At 67.9% G+C, this 14,084-nt stretch carries 19 protein-coding genes and 1 pseudogene; 7 read left to right on the forward strand and 13 right to left on the reverse strand.

Annotation, left to right across the window (positions count from 1 at the left end):
• From B3E43_RS01250 to B3E43_RS01265, 4 genes are all read left to right on the forward strand, one after another.
• A partial coding sequence (locus B3E43_RS01250) for a superoxide dismutase (RefSeq protein WP_292026076.1) occupies positions 1-250 on the forward strand: 250 nt, incomplete at its 5' end.
• Positions 251-360: 110 nt separating this feature from the next.
• The gene (locus B3E43_RS01255; protein WP_292026077.1) at positions 361-1,308 is read left to right on the forward strand and encodes an MBL fold metallo-hydrolase; all 948 of its coding nucleotides are present in this window, start codon (positions 361-363) and stop codon (positions 1,306-1,308) included.
• Positions 1,309-1,457: 149 nt separating this feature from the next.
• The gene (gene rpsD, locus B3E43_RS01260; RefSeq protein WP_284222255.1) at positions 1,458-2,075 is read left to right on the forward strand and encodes a 30S ribosomal protein S4; all 618 of its coding nucleotides are present in this window, start codon (positions 1,458-1,460) and stop codon (positions 2,073-2,075) included.
• A gap of 174 nt (positions 2,076-2,249) precedes the next feature.
• Positions 2,250-2,636, forward strand: coding sequence for a hypothetical protein (locus B3E43_RS01265; protein ID WP_292026078.1), 387 nt, complete (start codon positions 2,250-2,252; stop codon positions 2,634-2,636).
• Between the two features lie 17 nt (positions 2,637-2,653).
• Here B3E43_RS01265 and B3E43_RS01270 read toward each other — a convergent pair whose 3' ends face one another.
• From B3E43_RS01270 to B3E43_RS01305, 8 genes are all read right to left on the reverse strand, one after another.
• On the reverse strand, positions 2,654-3,718 hold the full coding sequence (locus tag B3E43_RS01270) for a sensor histidine kinase (RefSeq protein WP_292026079.1): 1,065 nt from the start codon (positions 3,716-3,718) through the stop codon (positions 2,654-2,656).
• Positions 3,719-4,085: 367 nt separating this feature from the next.
• Complete coding sequence (locus B3E43_RS01275; protein WP_292026080.1) at positions 4,086-4,511, reverse strand: acyl-CoA thioesterase; 426 nt, start codon at positions 4,509-4,511, stop codon at positions 4,086-4,088.
• Complete coding sequence (gene grxD / locus B3E43_RS01280) at positions 4,511-4,885, reverse strand: Grx4 family monothiol glutaredoxin (protein WP_292026081.1); 375 nt, start codon at positions 4,883-4,885, stop codon at positions 4,511-4,513. Before grxD ends, B3E43_RS01275 begins: the two co-directional genes overlap by 1 nt.
• Before the next feature lie 61 nt (positions 4,886-4,946).
• Positions 4,947-5,867 carry an aldo/keto reductase gene (locus B3E43_RS01285; protein ID WP_292026082.1) on the reverse strand — a complete coding sequence of 307 codons (921 nt, stop codon included), beginning with the start codon at positions 5,865-5,867 and terminating at the stop codon, positions 4,947-4,949.
• A gap of 4 nt (positions 5,868-5,871) precedes the next feature.
• Positions 5,872-6,126 carry a BolA family transcriptional regulator gene (locus B3E43_RS01290; protein WP_292026083.1) on the reverse strand — a complete coding sequence of 85 codons (255 nt, stop codon included), beginning with the start codon at positions 6,124-6,126 and terminating at the stop codon, positions 5,872-5,874.
• A gap of 70 nt (positions 6,127-6,196) precedes the next feature.
• Positions 6,197-6,712: a GNAT family N-acetyltransferase gene (locus B3E43_RS01295; RefSeq protein WP_292026084.1), complete on the reverse strand. Its 516-nt coding sequence runs from the start codon at positions 6,710-6,712 to the stop codon at positions 6,197-6,199.
• Positions 6,709-7,707, reverse strand: coding sequence for a N(4)-(beta-N-acetylglucosaminyl)-L-asparaginase (locus B3E43_RS01300; RefSeq protein WP_292026085.1), 999 nt, complete (start codon positions 7,705-7,707; stop codon positions 6,709-6,711). The genes B3E43_RS01295 and B3E43_RS01300 overlap by 4 nt, the downstream gene beginning before the upstream one ends.
• Positions 7,704-7,874, reverse strand: a complete 171-nt coding sequence (locus B3E43_RS01305) for a JAB domain-containing protein (protein ID WP_292026086.1) — start codon at positions 7,872-7,874, stop codon at positions 7,704-7,706. The genes B3E43_RS01300 and B3E43_RS01305 overlap by 4 nt, the downstream gene beginning before the upstream one ends.
• A 131-nt stretch (positions 7,875-8,005) precedes the next feature.
• On the opposite strand from B3E43_RS01305, the gene B3E43_RS01310 reads away from it, so the two are divergent.
• Together B3E43_RS01310 and B3E43_RS01315 are read left to right on the forward strand one after the other, a co-directional pair.
• Positions 8,006-8,623, forward strand: a complete 618-nt coding sequence (locus B3E43_RS01310) for a hypothetical protein (RefSeq protein ID WP_292026087.1) — start codon at positions 8,006-8,008, stop codon at positions 8,621-8,623.
• The gene (locus tag B3E43_RS01315; protein WP_292026088.1) at positions 8,551-9,273 is read left to right on the forward strand and encodes a S41 family peptidase; all 723 of its coding nucleotides are present in this window, start codon (positions 8,551-8,553) and stop codon (positions 9,271-9,273) included. The genes B3E43_RS01310 and B3E43_RS01315 overlap by 73 nt, the downstream gene beginning before the upstream one ends.
• Here the strand turns inward: B3E43_RS01315 and radC are convergent.
• Together radC and map are read right to left on the reverse strand one after the other, a co-directional pair.
• Complete coding sequence (gene radC / locus B3E43_RS01320) at positions 9,251-10,015, reverse strand: RadC family protein (protein WP_414631332.1); 765 nt, start codon at positions 10,013-10,015, stop codon at positions 9,251-9,253. The genes B3E43_RS01315 and radC overlap by 23 nt on opposite strands.
• An 86-nt stretch (positions 10,016-10,101) precedes the next feature.
• Positions 10,102-10,929 (reverse strand): type I methionyl aminopeptidase, encoded by an 828-nt coding sequence (map, locus tag B3E43_RS01325; RefSeq protein ID WP_292026089.1) that lies wholly within the window; start codon positions 10,927-10,929, stop codon positions 10,102-10,104.
• Between the two features lie 104 nt (positions 10,930-11,033).
• On the opposite strand from map, the gene B3E43_RS01330 reads away from it, so the two are divergent.
• The gene (locus tag B3E43_RS01330; RefSeq protein ID WP_292026090.1) at positions 11,034-11,786 is read left to right on the forward strand and encodes a competence/damage-inducible protein A; all 753 of its coding nucleotides are present in this window, start codon (positions 11,034-11,036) and stop codon (positions 11,784-11,786) included.
• Here the strand turns inward: B3E43_RS01330 and B3E43_RS01335 are convergent.
• From B3E43_RS01335 to fliI, 3 genes and pseudogenes are all read right to left on the reverse strand, one after another.
• Positions 11,783-12,874 (reverse strand): endo-1,4-beta-xylanase, encoded by a 1,092-nt coding sequence (locus tag B3E43_RS01335; RefSeq protein ID WP_292026091.1) that lies wholly within the window; start codon positions 12,872-12,874, stop codon positions 11,783-11,785. The two genes, B3E43_RS01330 and B3E43_RS01335, sit on opposite strands and share 4 nt — an antisense overlap.
• Entirely contained in the window at positions 12,864-13,274 is a 411-nt protein-coding gene (locus B3E43_RS01340; RefSeq protein WP_292026092.1) for a flagellar export protein FliJ, read from the reverse strand. The genes B3E43_RS01335 and B3E43_RS01340 overlap by 11 nt, the downstream gene beginning before the upstream one ends.
• 25 nt (positions 13,275-13,299) lie before the next feature.
• Positions 13,300-14,084: pseudogene (fliI, locus tag B3E43_RS01345) on the reverse strand (flagellum-specific ATP synthase FliI); the annotation flags it as partial.

Here is a 14,084-nt window from a genome sequence, read left to right on the forward strand (position 1 = left end):
GCAGTTCGGTTCGGGCTGGGCCTGGCTGATCGTGCAGGGCGGCGTGCTCAAGGTCACCTCGACCCCGAACCAGGACAATCCGTTGATGGATGTGGCCGAGGACAAGGGTGCCGTGGTGCTGGCCGCCGACGTCTGGGAGCACGCCTATTATCTGAAATACCAGAACCGCCGGGCCGACTATCTGAAGGCCTTCTGGACGGTGGTGAACTGGAACAAGGCCAATGAACTGTTCGCCGCCGCCACGACCTGACGGCTCGACGAAGAAAAACTTCATGGCGCGCGGGCTGGCATGCGCCGGCCTGCAACCTATGTGACCGCAAGCGTGACGGGGGCTGGTCCCGATCGCGGGGAGGCTGAACCATGAAGTCGCAGACGAAACTCGCCGCCGCGAGCCTGATGTTCGCCACCCTTGTGGGCGCCGCAGGCTGCTCCCCTGATGTCGAAAAGAGCGATCCGGTCGCCGCGCAGGCCCCGGCCGCCAACGCGGACATCCACCCGTTCAAGGTGGGCGCGCTTGATGTCGTCGCCCTGCGCGACGGCGGCATGACTGGCGTGCCGAATGACAACACTGTGCTGGGGGTCGGCCGCACGCCCGCCGAGGTCGCTGCCGTGCTGACCGCCAACGGCCTGCCGGGCGACAGTTTCAGCCTCAGCGTCCAGCCTCTGCTGGTGCGCGACGGCGCGCGCGTCGTTCTGCTGGATGCCGGCGCGGGGAACAGCTTTGGTCCCGGCGCGGGCAAGCTGCCTGCCTCGCTGGCCGCCGCGGGCGTGCAGCCGGACCAGGTCACGGACGTCCTGATTTCCCACAGCCACGGCGATCATGTGGTTGGACTGGTCAACGCCTCGGGCGGCCTGACCTTCCCCAACGCCACGATCCGCATGGCCGCCGCGGAATGGGAGTTCCTCAAGGCCAATGCCCAGATGGGTGCGCTGGTCACAACGATCACGCCGAAGGTCCAGACGTTCGAGCCGGGCGCCGCAGCCTTGACCCCCTCCATCTCTTCGGTCGCGATCAACGGCCATACGCCGGGTCACATGGGCTATGAGATCAGGTCCGGGACTGACAGCCTGCTCTACATCGGCGACACCATGCACCATTCGGTGATCTCGGTTCAGCGGCCGGAATGGCAGATCGCCTTTGACAATGACGCCCCGACCGCGACGGCCAGCCGCGCAGCCCTGCTGGAGAGGGCGGCGGCGGGTAACCTCCGGGTTTATGCGGTTCACTTCCCCTTCCCGGGCCTGGGTCGGTTCCAGCGACGGGACGACGGCTTCGTCTGGGTTCCGGAAGCCGCCGCCCGGCCTTGACGGATGGGTCCGACCCCGTCATAAGCGCGCCCTTCACGCCGTCGGGCCTGCCCGTCTGCGTGAACCACTACGGACGATGCGTGGACCGCCGTTGAGATCGTCTCTCCAGTTGGGGAGGGACCGGGCCGCATCACGAAGAAGAGTGACACATGTCCAAGCGCCATAGCGCCAAGTACAAACTCGACCGGGTCATGGGTGAAAACCTGTGGGGTCGCGCCAAGTCCCCCGTCAACAAACGCTCGTACGGCCCCGGCCAGCACGGCCAGCGTCGCAAGCAGAAGGTCTCTGACTTCGGCCTGCAGCTGAAGGCCAAGCAGAAGCTGAAGGGCTACTACGGCAACATCACCGAGAAGCAGTTCGCCGCGACCTACGAGGAAGCTTCGCGTCGCAAGGGCAACAGCTCGGAGAACCTGATCGGCCTGCTGGAGTCGCGTCTCGACGCCCTGGTCTATCGCGCCAAATTCACCCCGACCGTCTGGTCCGCCCGTCAGTTCGTCAGCCACGGCCACGTGACTGTGAACGGCAAGAAGGTCGACATCGCGTCGTACCGTCTGAAGGTCGGCGACGTCGTCGAGGTCAAGGAAAAGTCCCGCAACATGGCGCTGGTGCTCGAAGCCCAGCAGTCGTCGGAACGCGACATCCCCGACTACATCGAAATCGGCGATCGCGGCTTCTCGGTCCGCTTCGTCCGGGTGCCGGAGCTGGCTGACGTGCCGTTCCCGGTGAAGATGGAGCCGAACCTGGTCGTGGAATACTACTCGTCGTAAGGGCGCTGGCGCTCGCGACGCGGTCGCTCACTGCCTGAGCGCACGATGCGAAACACCGAGAAGGCCCCGGAGAAATCCGGGGCCTTTTTGCTGGTCGCAGCAACGGTCTTCCATTGACCTCCGAACAGGCGCATTTTGCCGCTTGCTCAGGGTTCGGTGCAGGAGGCTGGAGTGATGAAACGGATCGCTACGCTGGCCGCCACGGCAGCCCTGATCGCCTCGCTGGCGGGATGCGCCGCTGTGCAGCAGATCGCCGGCGGGTTCCGGACGCCTCAGGAAGAGATGCCCGGTCAGGTCGAACCGGTCCATGCCGCGGCCATCGCGCGGGACGAGGCGGTGTTCTGGGTCACCTCCAACGGCTGCACCGCCAAGGAAGACATCACCCCGGTGGTGCGGTCCTCGAGCGACGGGCCGATCATCACCCTGCGCCGGATCAGGGAAGACCGCTGCCGCGAGAGCCGGCCCGAGGGGACCGAGGTGCGCTGGTCGTTCGAAGAGCTGGGCCTAGCCCCCGGATCACGCCTGTCGGTCGAAAATCCGTACCAGCTGCCGCCGACCTGAGGTCACACCGCAGGAACTCAGACGGCCCGCCCATGCATGGCTTCGTCTTCCACGGCGCTGATCTGGCTGTGGACGATGGACACCGTGGTGCCCGGATGGCCGCCGACGACCTGGACATGGGCGTTCAGCTGTTTGGCCAGGGCCTCGACAATGCTGGTGCCCAGGCCGGGTGTTGAGCTTTCGGCGTCCTTGGGCATACCCACGCCGTTGTCGGCCACCGACAGGGTCCAGTTGGGGCCGTGGGCCCTGTAGCCGACCGTGATGACCCCGGAGCGTCCGCCAGGGAAGGCGTGCTTCAGCGAGTTGATCACCAGTTCTGTGACGATCAGACCCAGACTGACCGAGACGTCAGCGTCGACCGAGGTGTCGTCGCAGTCGACGCGCAGCGACAGCTGGTCGTGGTCCCGGATCATCGAGGCGCCGACGCTGATGCACAGCTGGTCGAAATAGGGCTTCAGCTCGACTTCGCCGAGGTGCGACACCGCGAGTTGCTGTTGCAGGGCGGCGACCGACATGACCCGGCTGTGGGCATCGGTCAGGGAGGTGCGGGTCTCGTCGGACTGGGACTTGCGGGCGCTCTGCAGGATGACGCTGGCGATGATCTGCAGGCTGTTGGCGACGCGATGCTGGACCTCCTGCAGCAGGATGGCCTTTTCGCGCAGCAGGTCGTCCTTCAGCTTCTCGCTGGCCCGGGCCTCCGTGACATCCGACATGCCCAGCAGCATCCGCACCTCGGAGCCGTCGCCCCAGGCGAGCAGGTGGGCGTTGAGCATCAGGCATCGCTTACCCAGATGCCGGCTCTTCAACTCCATCTCATAGGCTTCGACATCGGCCGCGCCGGACAGGGTGGCGGTCAAGAGGGAGCGCAGCCGGGGCAGGTTCCATTCGCCGTCGCCGAGGCCGAGGAAGGACTCGCCGATGGCCCCCGTGGGGTCGATCTGAAAGGCGGTGAAGAAGGAGGCGCTGGCCGCAATGACGTTCAGGTCGCCGTCCAGCAGCACCAGGGGCGCGGTCGATGATCCGACCACGGCGAGCGCCAGGTCGATAGAACCGCCGGAATGAATCGGTGTGGGGGCAGCCAAGGCTGGCCCTCCAAATAGTTACCGGAGACTCGCGAAGCGAAAGCCTTACCCGTCTTGTATTGTCGGCAAACAAAGTGGATCCGGATTCTTAATCCGGACGCCACGCCAGATAACTGATATCATGTATTGGCTAGCTCCTCTCATGAATTTTGTTTCCTGAGTGCAAGGCTTGCGGCGGAACCAATCCCCGAAAACCCGGTTCGGGCAACAATGTTTACGGTGGCGCAGTGCCTGGCGAAGGCCGCGGAGCTCGAACAGCGGGCGGCGGAACCGTACCCACCGGACGTCTGCGCTGACTTCGCGGCCATGGCCCTGCAATGGCGCCGCCTGGCCGCCCGGGCGGAGATTCAGGACCGCCGAACAGCTGTTATCGCTGAAAAGCCTCAAGCATAGTCGCCGGGAGGCGATGCGGCCGCATGGTCGTCGCGTCCACCAGCACCCATTCCGTCACGCCCTGGGCGCAGACGCGGCCTTCGCCGTCCTCTATGCGGACATAGCGGTTGAAGCGCGGTCCCTGCGGATCGCCGACCCAGGTGCGGGCCACGACGCCGACAGAGTCGGGCATCAGCGGCCGGAAATAGTCGATCTCGTGCCGGGTGCCGACCCAGGACCAGCGGGCGCGCGTCGCATCGTCGAAGCGGGCGTTCCAGTGGGCCGTACCGGCGTCCTGCAGCCAGCCGACATAGACGACGTTGTTGACGTGGCCGTTGTCGTCGATGTGCTCGGGGCGGACCTCCAGCGGGACGACGAAGATCTCGCGGTCGACGCGGGGTTCGAGGACCGCGCGCGCCATCAGGCCTCGGCTTGCTCGCCGAGCGGCACGCCCTTCTCGGCCATCAGGGCCTGAAGCTCGCCGGCGTTGAACATCTCGCGCACGATGTCGGAGCCGCCGACGAACTCGCCCTTCACATAGAGCTGGGGAATGGTCGGCCAGTCGCTGAAGGTCTTGATGCCGTCGCGCAGGCCCTCGTCCTGAAGCACGTCCACGCCGACGAAGTCCGCGCCGATGTGGTCGAGAATCTGCACCGCCAGCGAGGAGAAGCCGCAGCGCGGGGCGTCGGGCGAGCCCTTCATGAACAGGACCACCGCATGGTTCTTCAGCGTGTCGGCGATGAAGGCGTGGATGGGGTCGGCCCCGGAATTGGAATCAGCTGCTTGATCGGTCACGGACGCGGGCCTTTCAGTGAAGGGCGTCAGGTATGGACCGGGCGCGCGCCGGTCAAGGGCGTCAGGCCGCCTTGGCGCCCGCGACCCTGGCCATTTCGATCTGGGCCGACAGGCCGGGCGGCATGTCGCGGTCAGGCACCTGGGACAGGGTGTTGAGCCGCTCGACGTCGCTGGCCTCGATCATGACGCTGGACACCGACGGATCGGTCAGGGCGTAGGCCAGGCAGATGGCCTCGGCCGACCAGTTGTTGGTGCGGTGCAGGAAGGCGAAGGTGCCGGCATGGGCCAGCGGGCCCTCTACAGGCTTGGGTCCGCCGCCGAAACCAAAGAAGCCCTTTTTCTGGACATGGACTGTCGCGGCTTTTTTCGCCGTGTTCAGGCTGTCGGGGAAATAGCCGTAGACGAAGATGGCCATGTCGCCTTCCTGGGCGGCGCGCAGGCGCGAGCGGACCTGCCAGCTGGCGTTGACGTGGAACGGCGTGGCCAGAACGTCGAAGGCGCCCGTCGAGACATAGGTGTCCATCACATCGCCGTCGCCCGAGATGCCCAGCAGCCGCACCCGCTCGGTGGCGCGCAGTGCCTTGAGGGCGTTCAGGGTCGACTGCGGCAGTTCGTGGTCGCCGGGCTCGTCGAGGATGGCCAGGTCGAAATACCCGAGGCCGGAAGCGTGCAGGGCCTTGTCGATGGCCGAGGTGATGCCTTGGGCGGAGAAGTCGCGGTCGGAGCCGCGGCGGCCGTCGCCGGCGCCGAGGGTCAGGGACACCTGAACCAGCTTGCGGTCGACGTGTTTCAGCGCCTGACCCAGCACTTCGGCCAGCACGGGGTCGGCGTTTTCGAGGCGATAGGAGTTGATGCCGGCTTCCAGCGCGGAATAGATCAGTTCGCGGCCGGCTTCGGGCCCGCCGCCGATGTCGCGGGCGCCGAGGCTGAGGGTGAGGCAGGAGACGGCCTGTCCGGTCAGGCCAAAGGGACGGTAGCGCATGGGGTCAATCTCCCGTCGAGGACGAGGGGGGCGGGGCGGAGGTTTCAAGCGCCAGGGCGTGCAGCTCGCCGCCCATCTTGCCCTTCAGTGCGGCATAGACGAGCTGGTGCTGGCGGACGCGCGGCAGGCCCGCAAAAGCGGGGGCCACGATGCGCGCGCGATAGTGATCGCCGTCGCCGGCCAGATCCTCGATCAGGATCTCGGCGTCGGGAAAGGCTTCGGTCAGATGGGCGCGAAGCGTTTCGACAGGCATGGGCATGGAACAGGCGGTCTCCGGGCTCGCCGGAGATGATGGCGCGTAAACCTTAATGGGGGGCTACGTCGGGCGATTATCGGCCGATGCGTTCGAGCAGAACGACGGGCGCGCCCTTGTAGGTCGTCTCGACATAGGGGGTGAAGCCCGCGCGGGCTGCCAGGGCGTGGGAGGGGGCGTTTTCGGGCGAGATCATGCAGACGGTGCGCGCCGCGTTGAGGGTGTCATCGCACCAGGCGAGGGCCGCGGACACAGCCTCGAAAGCGATGCCCCGCCCCTGGAAGCGCGGGGCGACGCCCCAGCCCAGCTCAGGCGCGTCGAATGTCGGGTCGAGGATGCGGCGATAGTCCAGCACCCCGACGCTGCCGACATAGTCGCCGGTCGCTGTCTCGCGGATCGCCCAGTTGCCGTAGCCGACCGCCTCCCAATGGCCGATGTCGCGCAGCAGGCGGAACCAGACGTCCTCGGACGTCAGGGGGATGGGGAAGATGGCCGTGGCGAAGGCCGGGTCGGCCCATAGCGCATTCAGGTCCGGCAGGTCGGAGACCTGCATGGGCGTCAACGTCAGGCGTTCGGTGATGAGGATGGTCATGGAGTTTCGAACAGGGCGCCGGCGCGCGCGATTCGGGTCTGGCCGGCGGCGTCGGTGACAGCATAGGTGAAGCCGGGCTGGAGGGCGAAGGCCCCGGCCCGGCCCTGTTTGTCCAGCGCCAGCAAGGCGACCTGCGAGCCCGCCACCTTCGTTCCGCGAAGACGCGCCAGCCGCTCGATCACGCTGCGGCAGGCGGCGGTGGGATCCATGCCATGGCGCATGGCCTCGACGACGGCATGGGCGCCCGCGACCCGGACGACATCCTCGCCGACGCCGGTGGCGGTGGCGCCGCCGACCTCGTCATCGACATAGAGGCCGGCCCCGATGATCGGGCTGTCGCCGACCCGGCCGCGCATCTTGAAGGCCATGCCGGAGGTGGTGCAGGCACCGGCCATGCGCTGGTCCGCGCCGATGGCCAGCAGGCCGATGGTGTCGTGATTGTTCGGGCCGCCGGGCATGGAGCGCCAGTCGGTGTTCTCGGAGTTGGGGCGGGGGGCGTAGTTCGCCGTCTTCAGCCATTCCCGCCACGCCGCCTCGGCTCGGGGCGTCAGCAGGTTCCGCGCCTCGAACCCCTGTTCAAGGGCGAAGGTCCGCGCGCCCTCGCCGACCAGCATGGTGTGGGGCGTGCGCTCCATGACCCGGCGCGCCGCCGAAACGGCATGGACGATGTCCTCCAGGGCGCAGACCGCGCCGATATCCCCGGCCCAGGTCATGACGCAGGCGTCCAGCGTCACCCGGCCGTCGCGATCGGGCAGGCCGCCCAGACCGACCGAGGAATTGCTCTCGTCCGCTTCCGCCACGCGGCCGCCGGCCTCAACCATGTCCAGCGCCGAGCCGCCGTTCGCCCGCGCGGCGATGCCGGCGGCATTGGCGGCGGCGCCGAAGTCCCAGGTCGAGACCATGACGGCGGGAGCGGCGGTTTGGGCAAGGGCGGAGGTCGCGAGCGCCGCGACAGGGGCGGCGGCCAGCAGGGTTCTGCGCGAGGGGCCGCTCACGGCTGTCCCGGTTGTTTGAAGCCGGCCCCGCCGTCGTGGCCGATCAGGTGATTGTGGACGATGATCATCGACTTGGCCGACAGCTCCAGCGCCCGGCGCACCATCGCGCGCGGATGGACCCGAGCATGACCGATGGTGCCGCGATTCTGGATCGGGTCGAGGGTCAACCGGACGGGGTCGTGGAGGTGGAGCTCCGGGCGCTGTGCGAGGGGCCCGTCCGGTTCCCTCGCTTGTCGAACCGTCCCGCCATGATATTGGTTGTATCCTGCGGTCGGGAGATGACGCCCGGAGGGTTTTTATGGCGACCTTTGACGCCCGGCGGCATGCGATCACGAGCCGGGCGAGACGCTCCGTGTCGGTTCTGTCAGCCCTGATCCTTGGCCTGGCATCGGCGGCCCCGGCGTCGGGCGGTGCGACGTTCGACGTCGCGGGCTGGCGCAGGGATTTCCAGCATCTCAAGCAGGAGATGGCGCAGCGCTATGCCAACCTCGACTGGATCGTTTCCCATCGCGGCCTCGACCTCGCGGCGCTGGACGCCGAAACAGGCGCGGCCATCGAGCGCGCCCGATCCGATGGTCAGGCCGCCGCAGCACTGCGTCGGTTCATCGGCGCCTTTGAGGACCCCCATCTGAAGCTGGTTCGCGGCGACCGCTCCAGCCCGCCGGGCACTGCAGGCCCGGCGGCCGTGCCGCGCCTTCCCGACCCGCCCGCCGCGGTCGCCTCCTGCGAGGCCGCCGGCTACAGGTGGGGAACCCTCGCTTCCGGTTTCCCTTCAACCGGCTGCCGGGCTGGGCCCCGTTGCGGGACGGCCCGTTCGCCACCGGCGTCGCCGGCGACCTGGGCGTGCTGCGCATCGCGGCCCTGGGCGAAGACTCTTATCTGGCGGCCTGCCGCGAAGCGTTCCGCCCCGGCATGACCGCCCGTGGCCTGCGCATGGCCGTCCGCGCCCGTCTCCAGCAGAGCCTCATGGAGGCCATCGACGACCTTAAGGCACGCGGCGCGCGGCGGCTTCTGGTGGATCTGACCGGCAATGGCGGCGGCACGGAATGGGTCACCGAGGTGGTCGCCCTGATGACCGACCAGACCCTGGTCAGGCCCGCCGGGCGGCTTGTCGATCCGGCCTGCGACCGGTCGGCCATCTGGCGCGGCGAGCCGGTCTGCCCCGTGCTGGCGCCGGCCGGTGAGCCGTTGCGATTGACCGGAAACGGCCACTGGGTGGGCCCGCTGTTCATCCTCGTCGATCATGAGACGGGCTCGGCGTCCGAGGACTTCGTCGCCTGGCTGCAGCAGAACCGTGTCGCCTTGGTGCTTGGCGCGCGCACCGCCGGAGCCGGTTGCGGCTATGTGAATGGCGGCGGCCGCATACGGCTGCAGGCCGGATCCCTGGATGTGATGGCGCCCAACTGCGCCCGGTTCCTCAATGACGGGACCAATGAAATTGAAGGCATCACGCCCGACGTGGAAATCGCCATGGACGGCGCGAACCGGGCCGTGGCCCTCGCCGCCGCCCTGTCAGCCGCGTCGGCGCGACCGGTCCCGCCGCTCACATCAACCCCAGCTGCTTGAAGCTGGCCACGCCGTCGCGGCCGACGATCAGATGGTCGTGGACGCTGAGGTCCAGCGCCCTGGCGGCCTCGACGATCTGGCGGGTCATGTGGATGTCGGGCCGGGACGGGGTCGGGTCGCCGGACGGGTGATTGTGGACGATGATCATCGCCTTGGCCGACAGCTCCAGCGCCCGGCGCACGACCTCGCGCGGATAGACCGGAGCGTGGTCGACGGTGCCGCGGTTCTGGATTTCGTCGAGGATCAGCTGGTTGCGGTTGTCGAGGTACAGCACCCGGAACTGCTCGCGCGCCTCATGCTGTAGCGACAGCCGGACATAGGCGACCAGGGCGGTCCACGACGAGATGACGGTGCGTTTGGCGGCCTCTTCCTTGATGACCCGGCGCGCGACCTCATGCAGGGCGGCGAGGTCCAGCGCGGTCTCTGCGCCCACGCCCTTCGTCCGGCCCTTCGAGTCCTCGGCCTTGACCGTGCCCAGGTCCTCGACAGGGGCGGCGAGCACCGCCGCCAGCGAGCCGAACCGCGCCAGCAGGGCCTTGGCGATCGGCTTGACGTCGCCCTGCGGCTGGCTGCGAAACAGGAAGAGTTCGAGCAGTTCATAGTCGGGCAGGTGATGGATCCCGGCCCCGCGCGCCCGGTCGCGCAGGCGTTCGCGGTGGCCCGTGTGGTGCGGTTTGGGCGTGGATGGGGGCTTCGCACCCGCGACGGGCGCGCGGGTCGGCAGACTCGGAAAGGGCAGCACGCTGGACAAGGCGGCCTCCGGTTCAATCGGAGGTACGATGTCAGAACAAAAGGCGAACGTCCAGCGGGATCAGCCCGGGAGGCGGATCAACCGAATTTCGGCCGGAACAGCCCGGCCGAACTGGCGCTGAACAGCTCCACGCCGGTCTCGGTCACGCCCACGGAGTGTTCGCACTGGGCCGACAGGGACTTGTCGCGGGTCACGGCGGTCCAGCCGTCGGACAGGACCTTCACGTGCGGCTTGCCCAGGTTCACCATCGGCTCGACGGTGAAGAACATGCCGGGCTTGAGCGTCGCGCCCTCGCCGCGGCGGCCGTAGTGCAGGACGTTGGGGCTGTCGTGGAACAGGCGGCCGATGCCGTGGCCGCAGAAGTCGCGGACCACCGACATGCGGTTGGCCTCGACGACCTGCTGGATGGCGTAGCCGATGTCGCCGAAGGTGTTGCCCGGCTTGATCATCGCCAGACCGGCCTCGAGCGAGTCATAGGTCACGTCGATGAGCTTGCGGGCGCGGGCGTTGATCTCGCCGACCGCATACATGCGGCTGGAGTCGCCGTGCCAGCCGTCGACGATGACGGTGTGGTCGATATTGACGATGTCGCCGTCCTTGAGGACCCGGTCGCCCGGAATGCCGTGGCAGACGACGTGGTTGATCGAGGTGCAGATCGTCTTCTCATAGCCCTTGTAGCCGAGGCAGGCGGGCAGGGCGCCGTGGTCCAGGGTGAACTCGCGGATGCGGTCGTCGAGTTCGCCTGTGGTCACGCCGGGGACCACGAACGGGGTGATCATGTCCAGCGCCTGTCCCACCAGACGGCCGGCCGCACGCATGCCCTCCCACGCCTCGTCGCCTTCATAGACGCGAATCTCGTGGGTGCGGACGAAGGCGTCGCTGTCCAGTTCGGGGGTCTCGTACATCGGGGGCTTTCGGGAGGCGGCAGGCTCGGTTCAGATGGCCATCATAGCACAGATGCTCAAGGCGACACGATGACCGGACGACTGCGGCAGTCTAGCGTGCGGAGATGACCGAATCCTCCCCTACCGCCGCTGTCCTGATCATCGGCGACGAAGTCCTGTCCGGAAGGACGCAGGACACCAATCTGAACACCCTCGCCCGGTTCCTGGCGGCGCTGGGGATCGACCTGCTGGAAGCGCGGACCATCGGCGACCGCAAGGCGCAGATCGTCGACAGCCTGAACGCCTTGAGAGCCGCCCACGACTATGTCTTCACCACCGGCGGCATCGGGCCCACGCATGACGACATCACGGCCGACGCTGTGGCGACGGCCTTCGGCGTGGCCCTGCCTGAACATCCCGATGCGGTGGCGATCCTTGAGCGGCGCTATGGCGATGACTTCAATGCGGCGCGGCGGCGGATGGCGCGGATACCGGAGGGCGGGACGCTGATCGCCAATCCGGTGACAGACGCGCCGGGGTTTCAGGTCGGCAATGTCTTCGTCATGGCCGGGGTGCCGAAGATCATGACGGCCATGCTCGAGGATGTGGCCCCGCGGCTGCGCACCGGGGCGGTGGTGCATGCGCGGACCATCAGGGTGACAGGCGTTGGCGAGGGAGCCGTCGCGGACCTGCTGGCCGCGGCGGCGCGGCTTGAGCGCGAGATCAGCTTCGGCAGCTATCCGTTCGGCCACGGTTCGGTCGGCGAGATCGGGACGCATCTGGTGGTGCGAGGGCGCACCCTCGCGAAGGTCGAGGGGGCGGTCGAGGCCCTGCTGGTCGAATTGGCGGCCGCGGGGATCGAGGCGGTCCTGGCCTAGCCCCTGAACGCCTCGGCCACGGCCTGGTACGCCGGATTGGCCCGGCCCTGCGCATCAAGAAGCAGGGCGCTTTCGTCGGGGCGATTCTTGCCCTCGGCCCGGACCAGCCAGCTGTCCGTGTCGCGCAGGCCCCAGGTGGTGAAGGCGTAGCGCTGGCGCTCGGGCAGGGCCATGAAGGCCTCGGCCAGTTCGCCGACGCGGGCGACCTGCTGGGCGCGCTTCTGGGCCGTTGTGCGCAGGTCGGGCATCCGGCCGCCGTCCCGCTCCATCGGGAAGTCCAGCTCCGACACATGGATCGGCAGACCAAGCGAGGCCGCGTCGCGCATGAAGGCGGTGATCTGTCCGGCCGGGATCTCGATATCGAGGTGGGACTGGGTGCCGATGCCGCCGATCGGCGCCCCGAGCTTCAGCAGCCGCTCGACCAGCCTCAGGAAGGTCGCGCCCTTCCGGGGGAGGTTCTCGAGATTGTATTCGTTGAGAAACAGGACCGCGTCCGGATCGGCGGCCTTCGCCTGTTCAAAGGCGCGGACCATATAGCCGTCCATGCCCAGCGCCCGGCTCCAGTGGCATTCGCGCAGGCCGTCGCCGTCCTCGGCCACCGGTTCGTTGACCACGTCCCAGCCGGCCATCCGACCCCGGTACCGGCCGACGAAGGTGGAGATGTAGCGGTCGTACTCGGCGGCGAAGCGGGCGCGGGACAGCTTCGCGTCATCGAAGACGTCGGCGCCCTGTGAATACCAGATCACCGTATGACCGTGGACACGCAGGCCATTGTCACGCGCGAAGGCGACGACCCGGTCGGAAGGCTCGAAATCGTAGCTGAATCCGGGGCCGAGGGTGCGCTCCATCTTCTGCTCCCACTCGGGGGTCAGCTGGGAGCAATGGCGCAGCATCTGCTCGACCCAGTCGGGCTGGTCGAGTTGCCAGGTCATGCCCGTCGCGCCGAAGGGACAGGGCAGGATGGATTTCAGCGCCGGGGCCAGCGGACCCGCCGGGGTCTGGGCCGAGGCGAAGCGGTCACAGGCGGCAAGGGCCAGCGGCGCGGCGAGGACGGCGCGGCGGTTCAGTCCGGGCGGATCAGCCCGCACGCCGCCTCAAGCCCAGTTCGTCGAATGCGGCCGTCTCGCGCTTGCCGGCGGCGATGACGGCGTTGAGCCGGGTCATTTCGGCGACGTGTTCGAATTTCTTGAGCTCTTCGAAGGCGCCGGTCAGGGCGTCGCGGGCGCCTTCCTCCTCGGCGTCGATGACCACGACGTCGGCTTCGGCCGCGCCCTTGCGCAGTTTCCAGCCGTTCAGATAGGCCTGCAGCATCATGGCGGCGTCGGCGTCGTCACGGGCGCGGTCCTGCTCGATCTCGGCCTCGGCCTCGAGCACGGCGATGCGCATTTCGGCGGAGGCGCGGCGGGCGGTGATCTCGGCGAGGCGCTTCTGCAGCGTCTCGACCTCATAGTTGGAGATCCGGATCAGCGATTGGGCCCAGTTGCTCATGCGTACGCGCTCCAGAGGGTCAGGGTCACTGGACCATGCCCTGATTCAGAATTGCTTCCAGCCGGGTAAAGGAATCGGAAAGACCGGTGTGATCGTCCTTGTCCTGGCCGAGGAAGGCCTCCAGCGCCGGGTTCAGGGCGATGGCGCGGTCGACCATGGGATCGGCCCCGGCGCGGTAGGCGCCGATGCGGATCAGTTCTTCCATATTGCCGTAGTCCGACAGGCACTGGCGGGCGCGTTTGTTCAACTCGCGCTCCGGCGGGGTCTGGCAGGCGGGCAGGGTGCGGCTGACGGATTTCAGGACGTCGATGGCCGGAAAGCGGCCGCGCTCGGCGATCTTGCGGTCCATGACGATGTGGCCGTCGAGGATGCCTCGGACGGCGTCGGCGATGGGTTCGTCATGGTCGCCGCCGTCGACGAGGACGGTGAACATGGCGGTGATCGGCCCCGCCGTGGTGCCGTCGGGCCGCACCGGACCCGGTCCGGCGCGCTCCAGCAGCTTGGGCAGTTCGGTGAAGACGGTGGGCGTATAGCCCTTGGTGGTCGGAGGCTCGCCGGCGGCCAGGCCGATCTCGCGCTGGGCCATGGCGAAGCGGGTGACCGAGTCCATCAGGCACAGGACCTCGAGATCCTGGTCGCGCAGATATTCCGAGATCGCCATGGTCATATAGGCGGCCTGCCGGCGCTTCAGGGCCGGTTCGTCCGAGGTGGCGACCACGACGATCGCGCGGCGCAGGCCTTCCTCGCCGAGGGTCTCCTCGATGAATTCGCGGACCTCCCGGCCCCGTTCGCCGATCAGGCCGACGACGA

Origin of the sequence: Brevundimonas sp. UBA2416, assembly GCF_002343105.1 — a bacterium.
Classification (GTDB): domain Bacteria; phylum Pseudomonadota; class Alphaproteobacteria; order Caulobacterales; family Caulobacteraceae; genus Brevundimonas.

What these genes read in the sequence shown, in the direction of transcription:
- B3E43_RS01255 (WP_292026077.1), top strand. Translation starts at nt 361, where the DNA reads ATGAAGTCGCAGACGAAACTCGCCGCCGCGAGCCTGATGTTCGCCACC.
- B3E43_RS01330 (WP_292026090.1), top strand. Translation starts at nt 11,034, where the DNA reads ATGACCGAATCCTCCCCTACCGCCGCTGTCCTGATCATCGGCGACGAA.
- B3E43_RS01285 (WP_292026082.1), bottom strand. Translation starts at nt 5,867, where the DNA reads ATGCGCTACCGTCCCTTTGGCCTGACCGGACAGGCCGTCTCCTGCCTC.
- B3E43_RS01290 (WP_292026083.1), bottom strand. Translation starts at nt 6,126, where the DNA reads ATGCCCATGCCTGTCGAAACGCTTCGCGCCCATCTGACCGAAGCCTTT.
- B3E43_RS01340 (WP_292026092.1), bottom strand. Translation starts at nt 13,274, where the DNA reads ATGAGCAACTGGGCCCAATCGCTGATCCGGATCTCCAACTATGAGGTC.
- B3E43_RS01295 (WP_292026084.1), bottom strand. Translation starts at nt 6,712, where the DNA reads ATGACCATCCTCATCACCGAACGCCTGACGTTGACGCCCATGCAGGTC.
- rpsD (WP_284222255.1), top strand. Translation starts at nt 1,458, where the DNA reads ATGTCCAAGCGCCATAGCGCCAAGTACAAACTCGACCGGGTCATGGGT.
- map (WP_292026089.1), bottom strand. Translation starts at nt 10,929, where the DNA reads ATGTACGAGACCCCCGAACTGGACAGCGACGCCTTCGTCCGCACCCAC.
- B3E43_RS01310 (WP_292026087.1), top strand. Translation starts at nt 8,006, where the DNA reads ATGGCGACCTTTGACGCCCGGCGGCATGCGATCACGAGCCGGGCGAGA.
- B3E43_RS01265 (WP_292026078.1), top strand. Translation starts at nt 2,250, where the DNA reads ATGAAACGGATCGCTACGCTGGCCGCCACGGCAGCCCTGATCGCCTCG.
- B3E43_RS01275 (WP_292026080.1), bottom strand. Translation starts at nt 4,511, where the DNA reads ATGGCGCGCGCGGTCCTCGAACCCCGCGTCGACCGCGAGATCTTCGTC.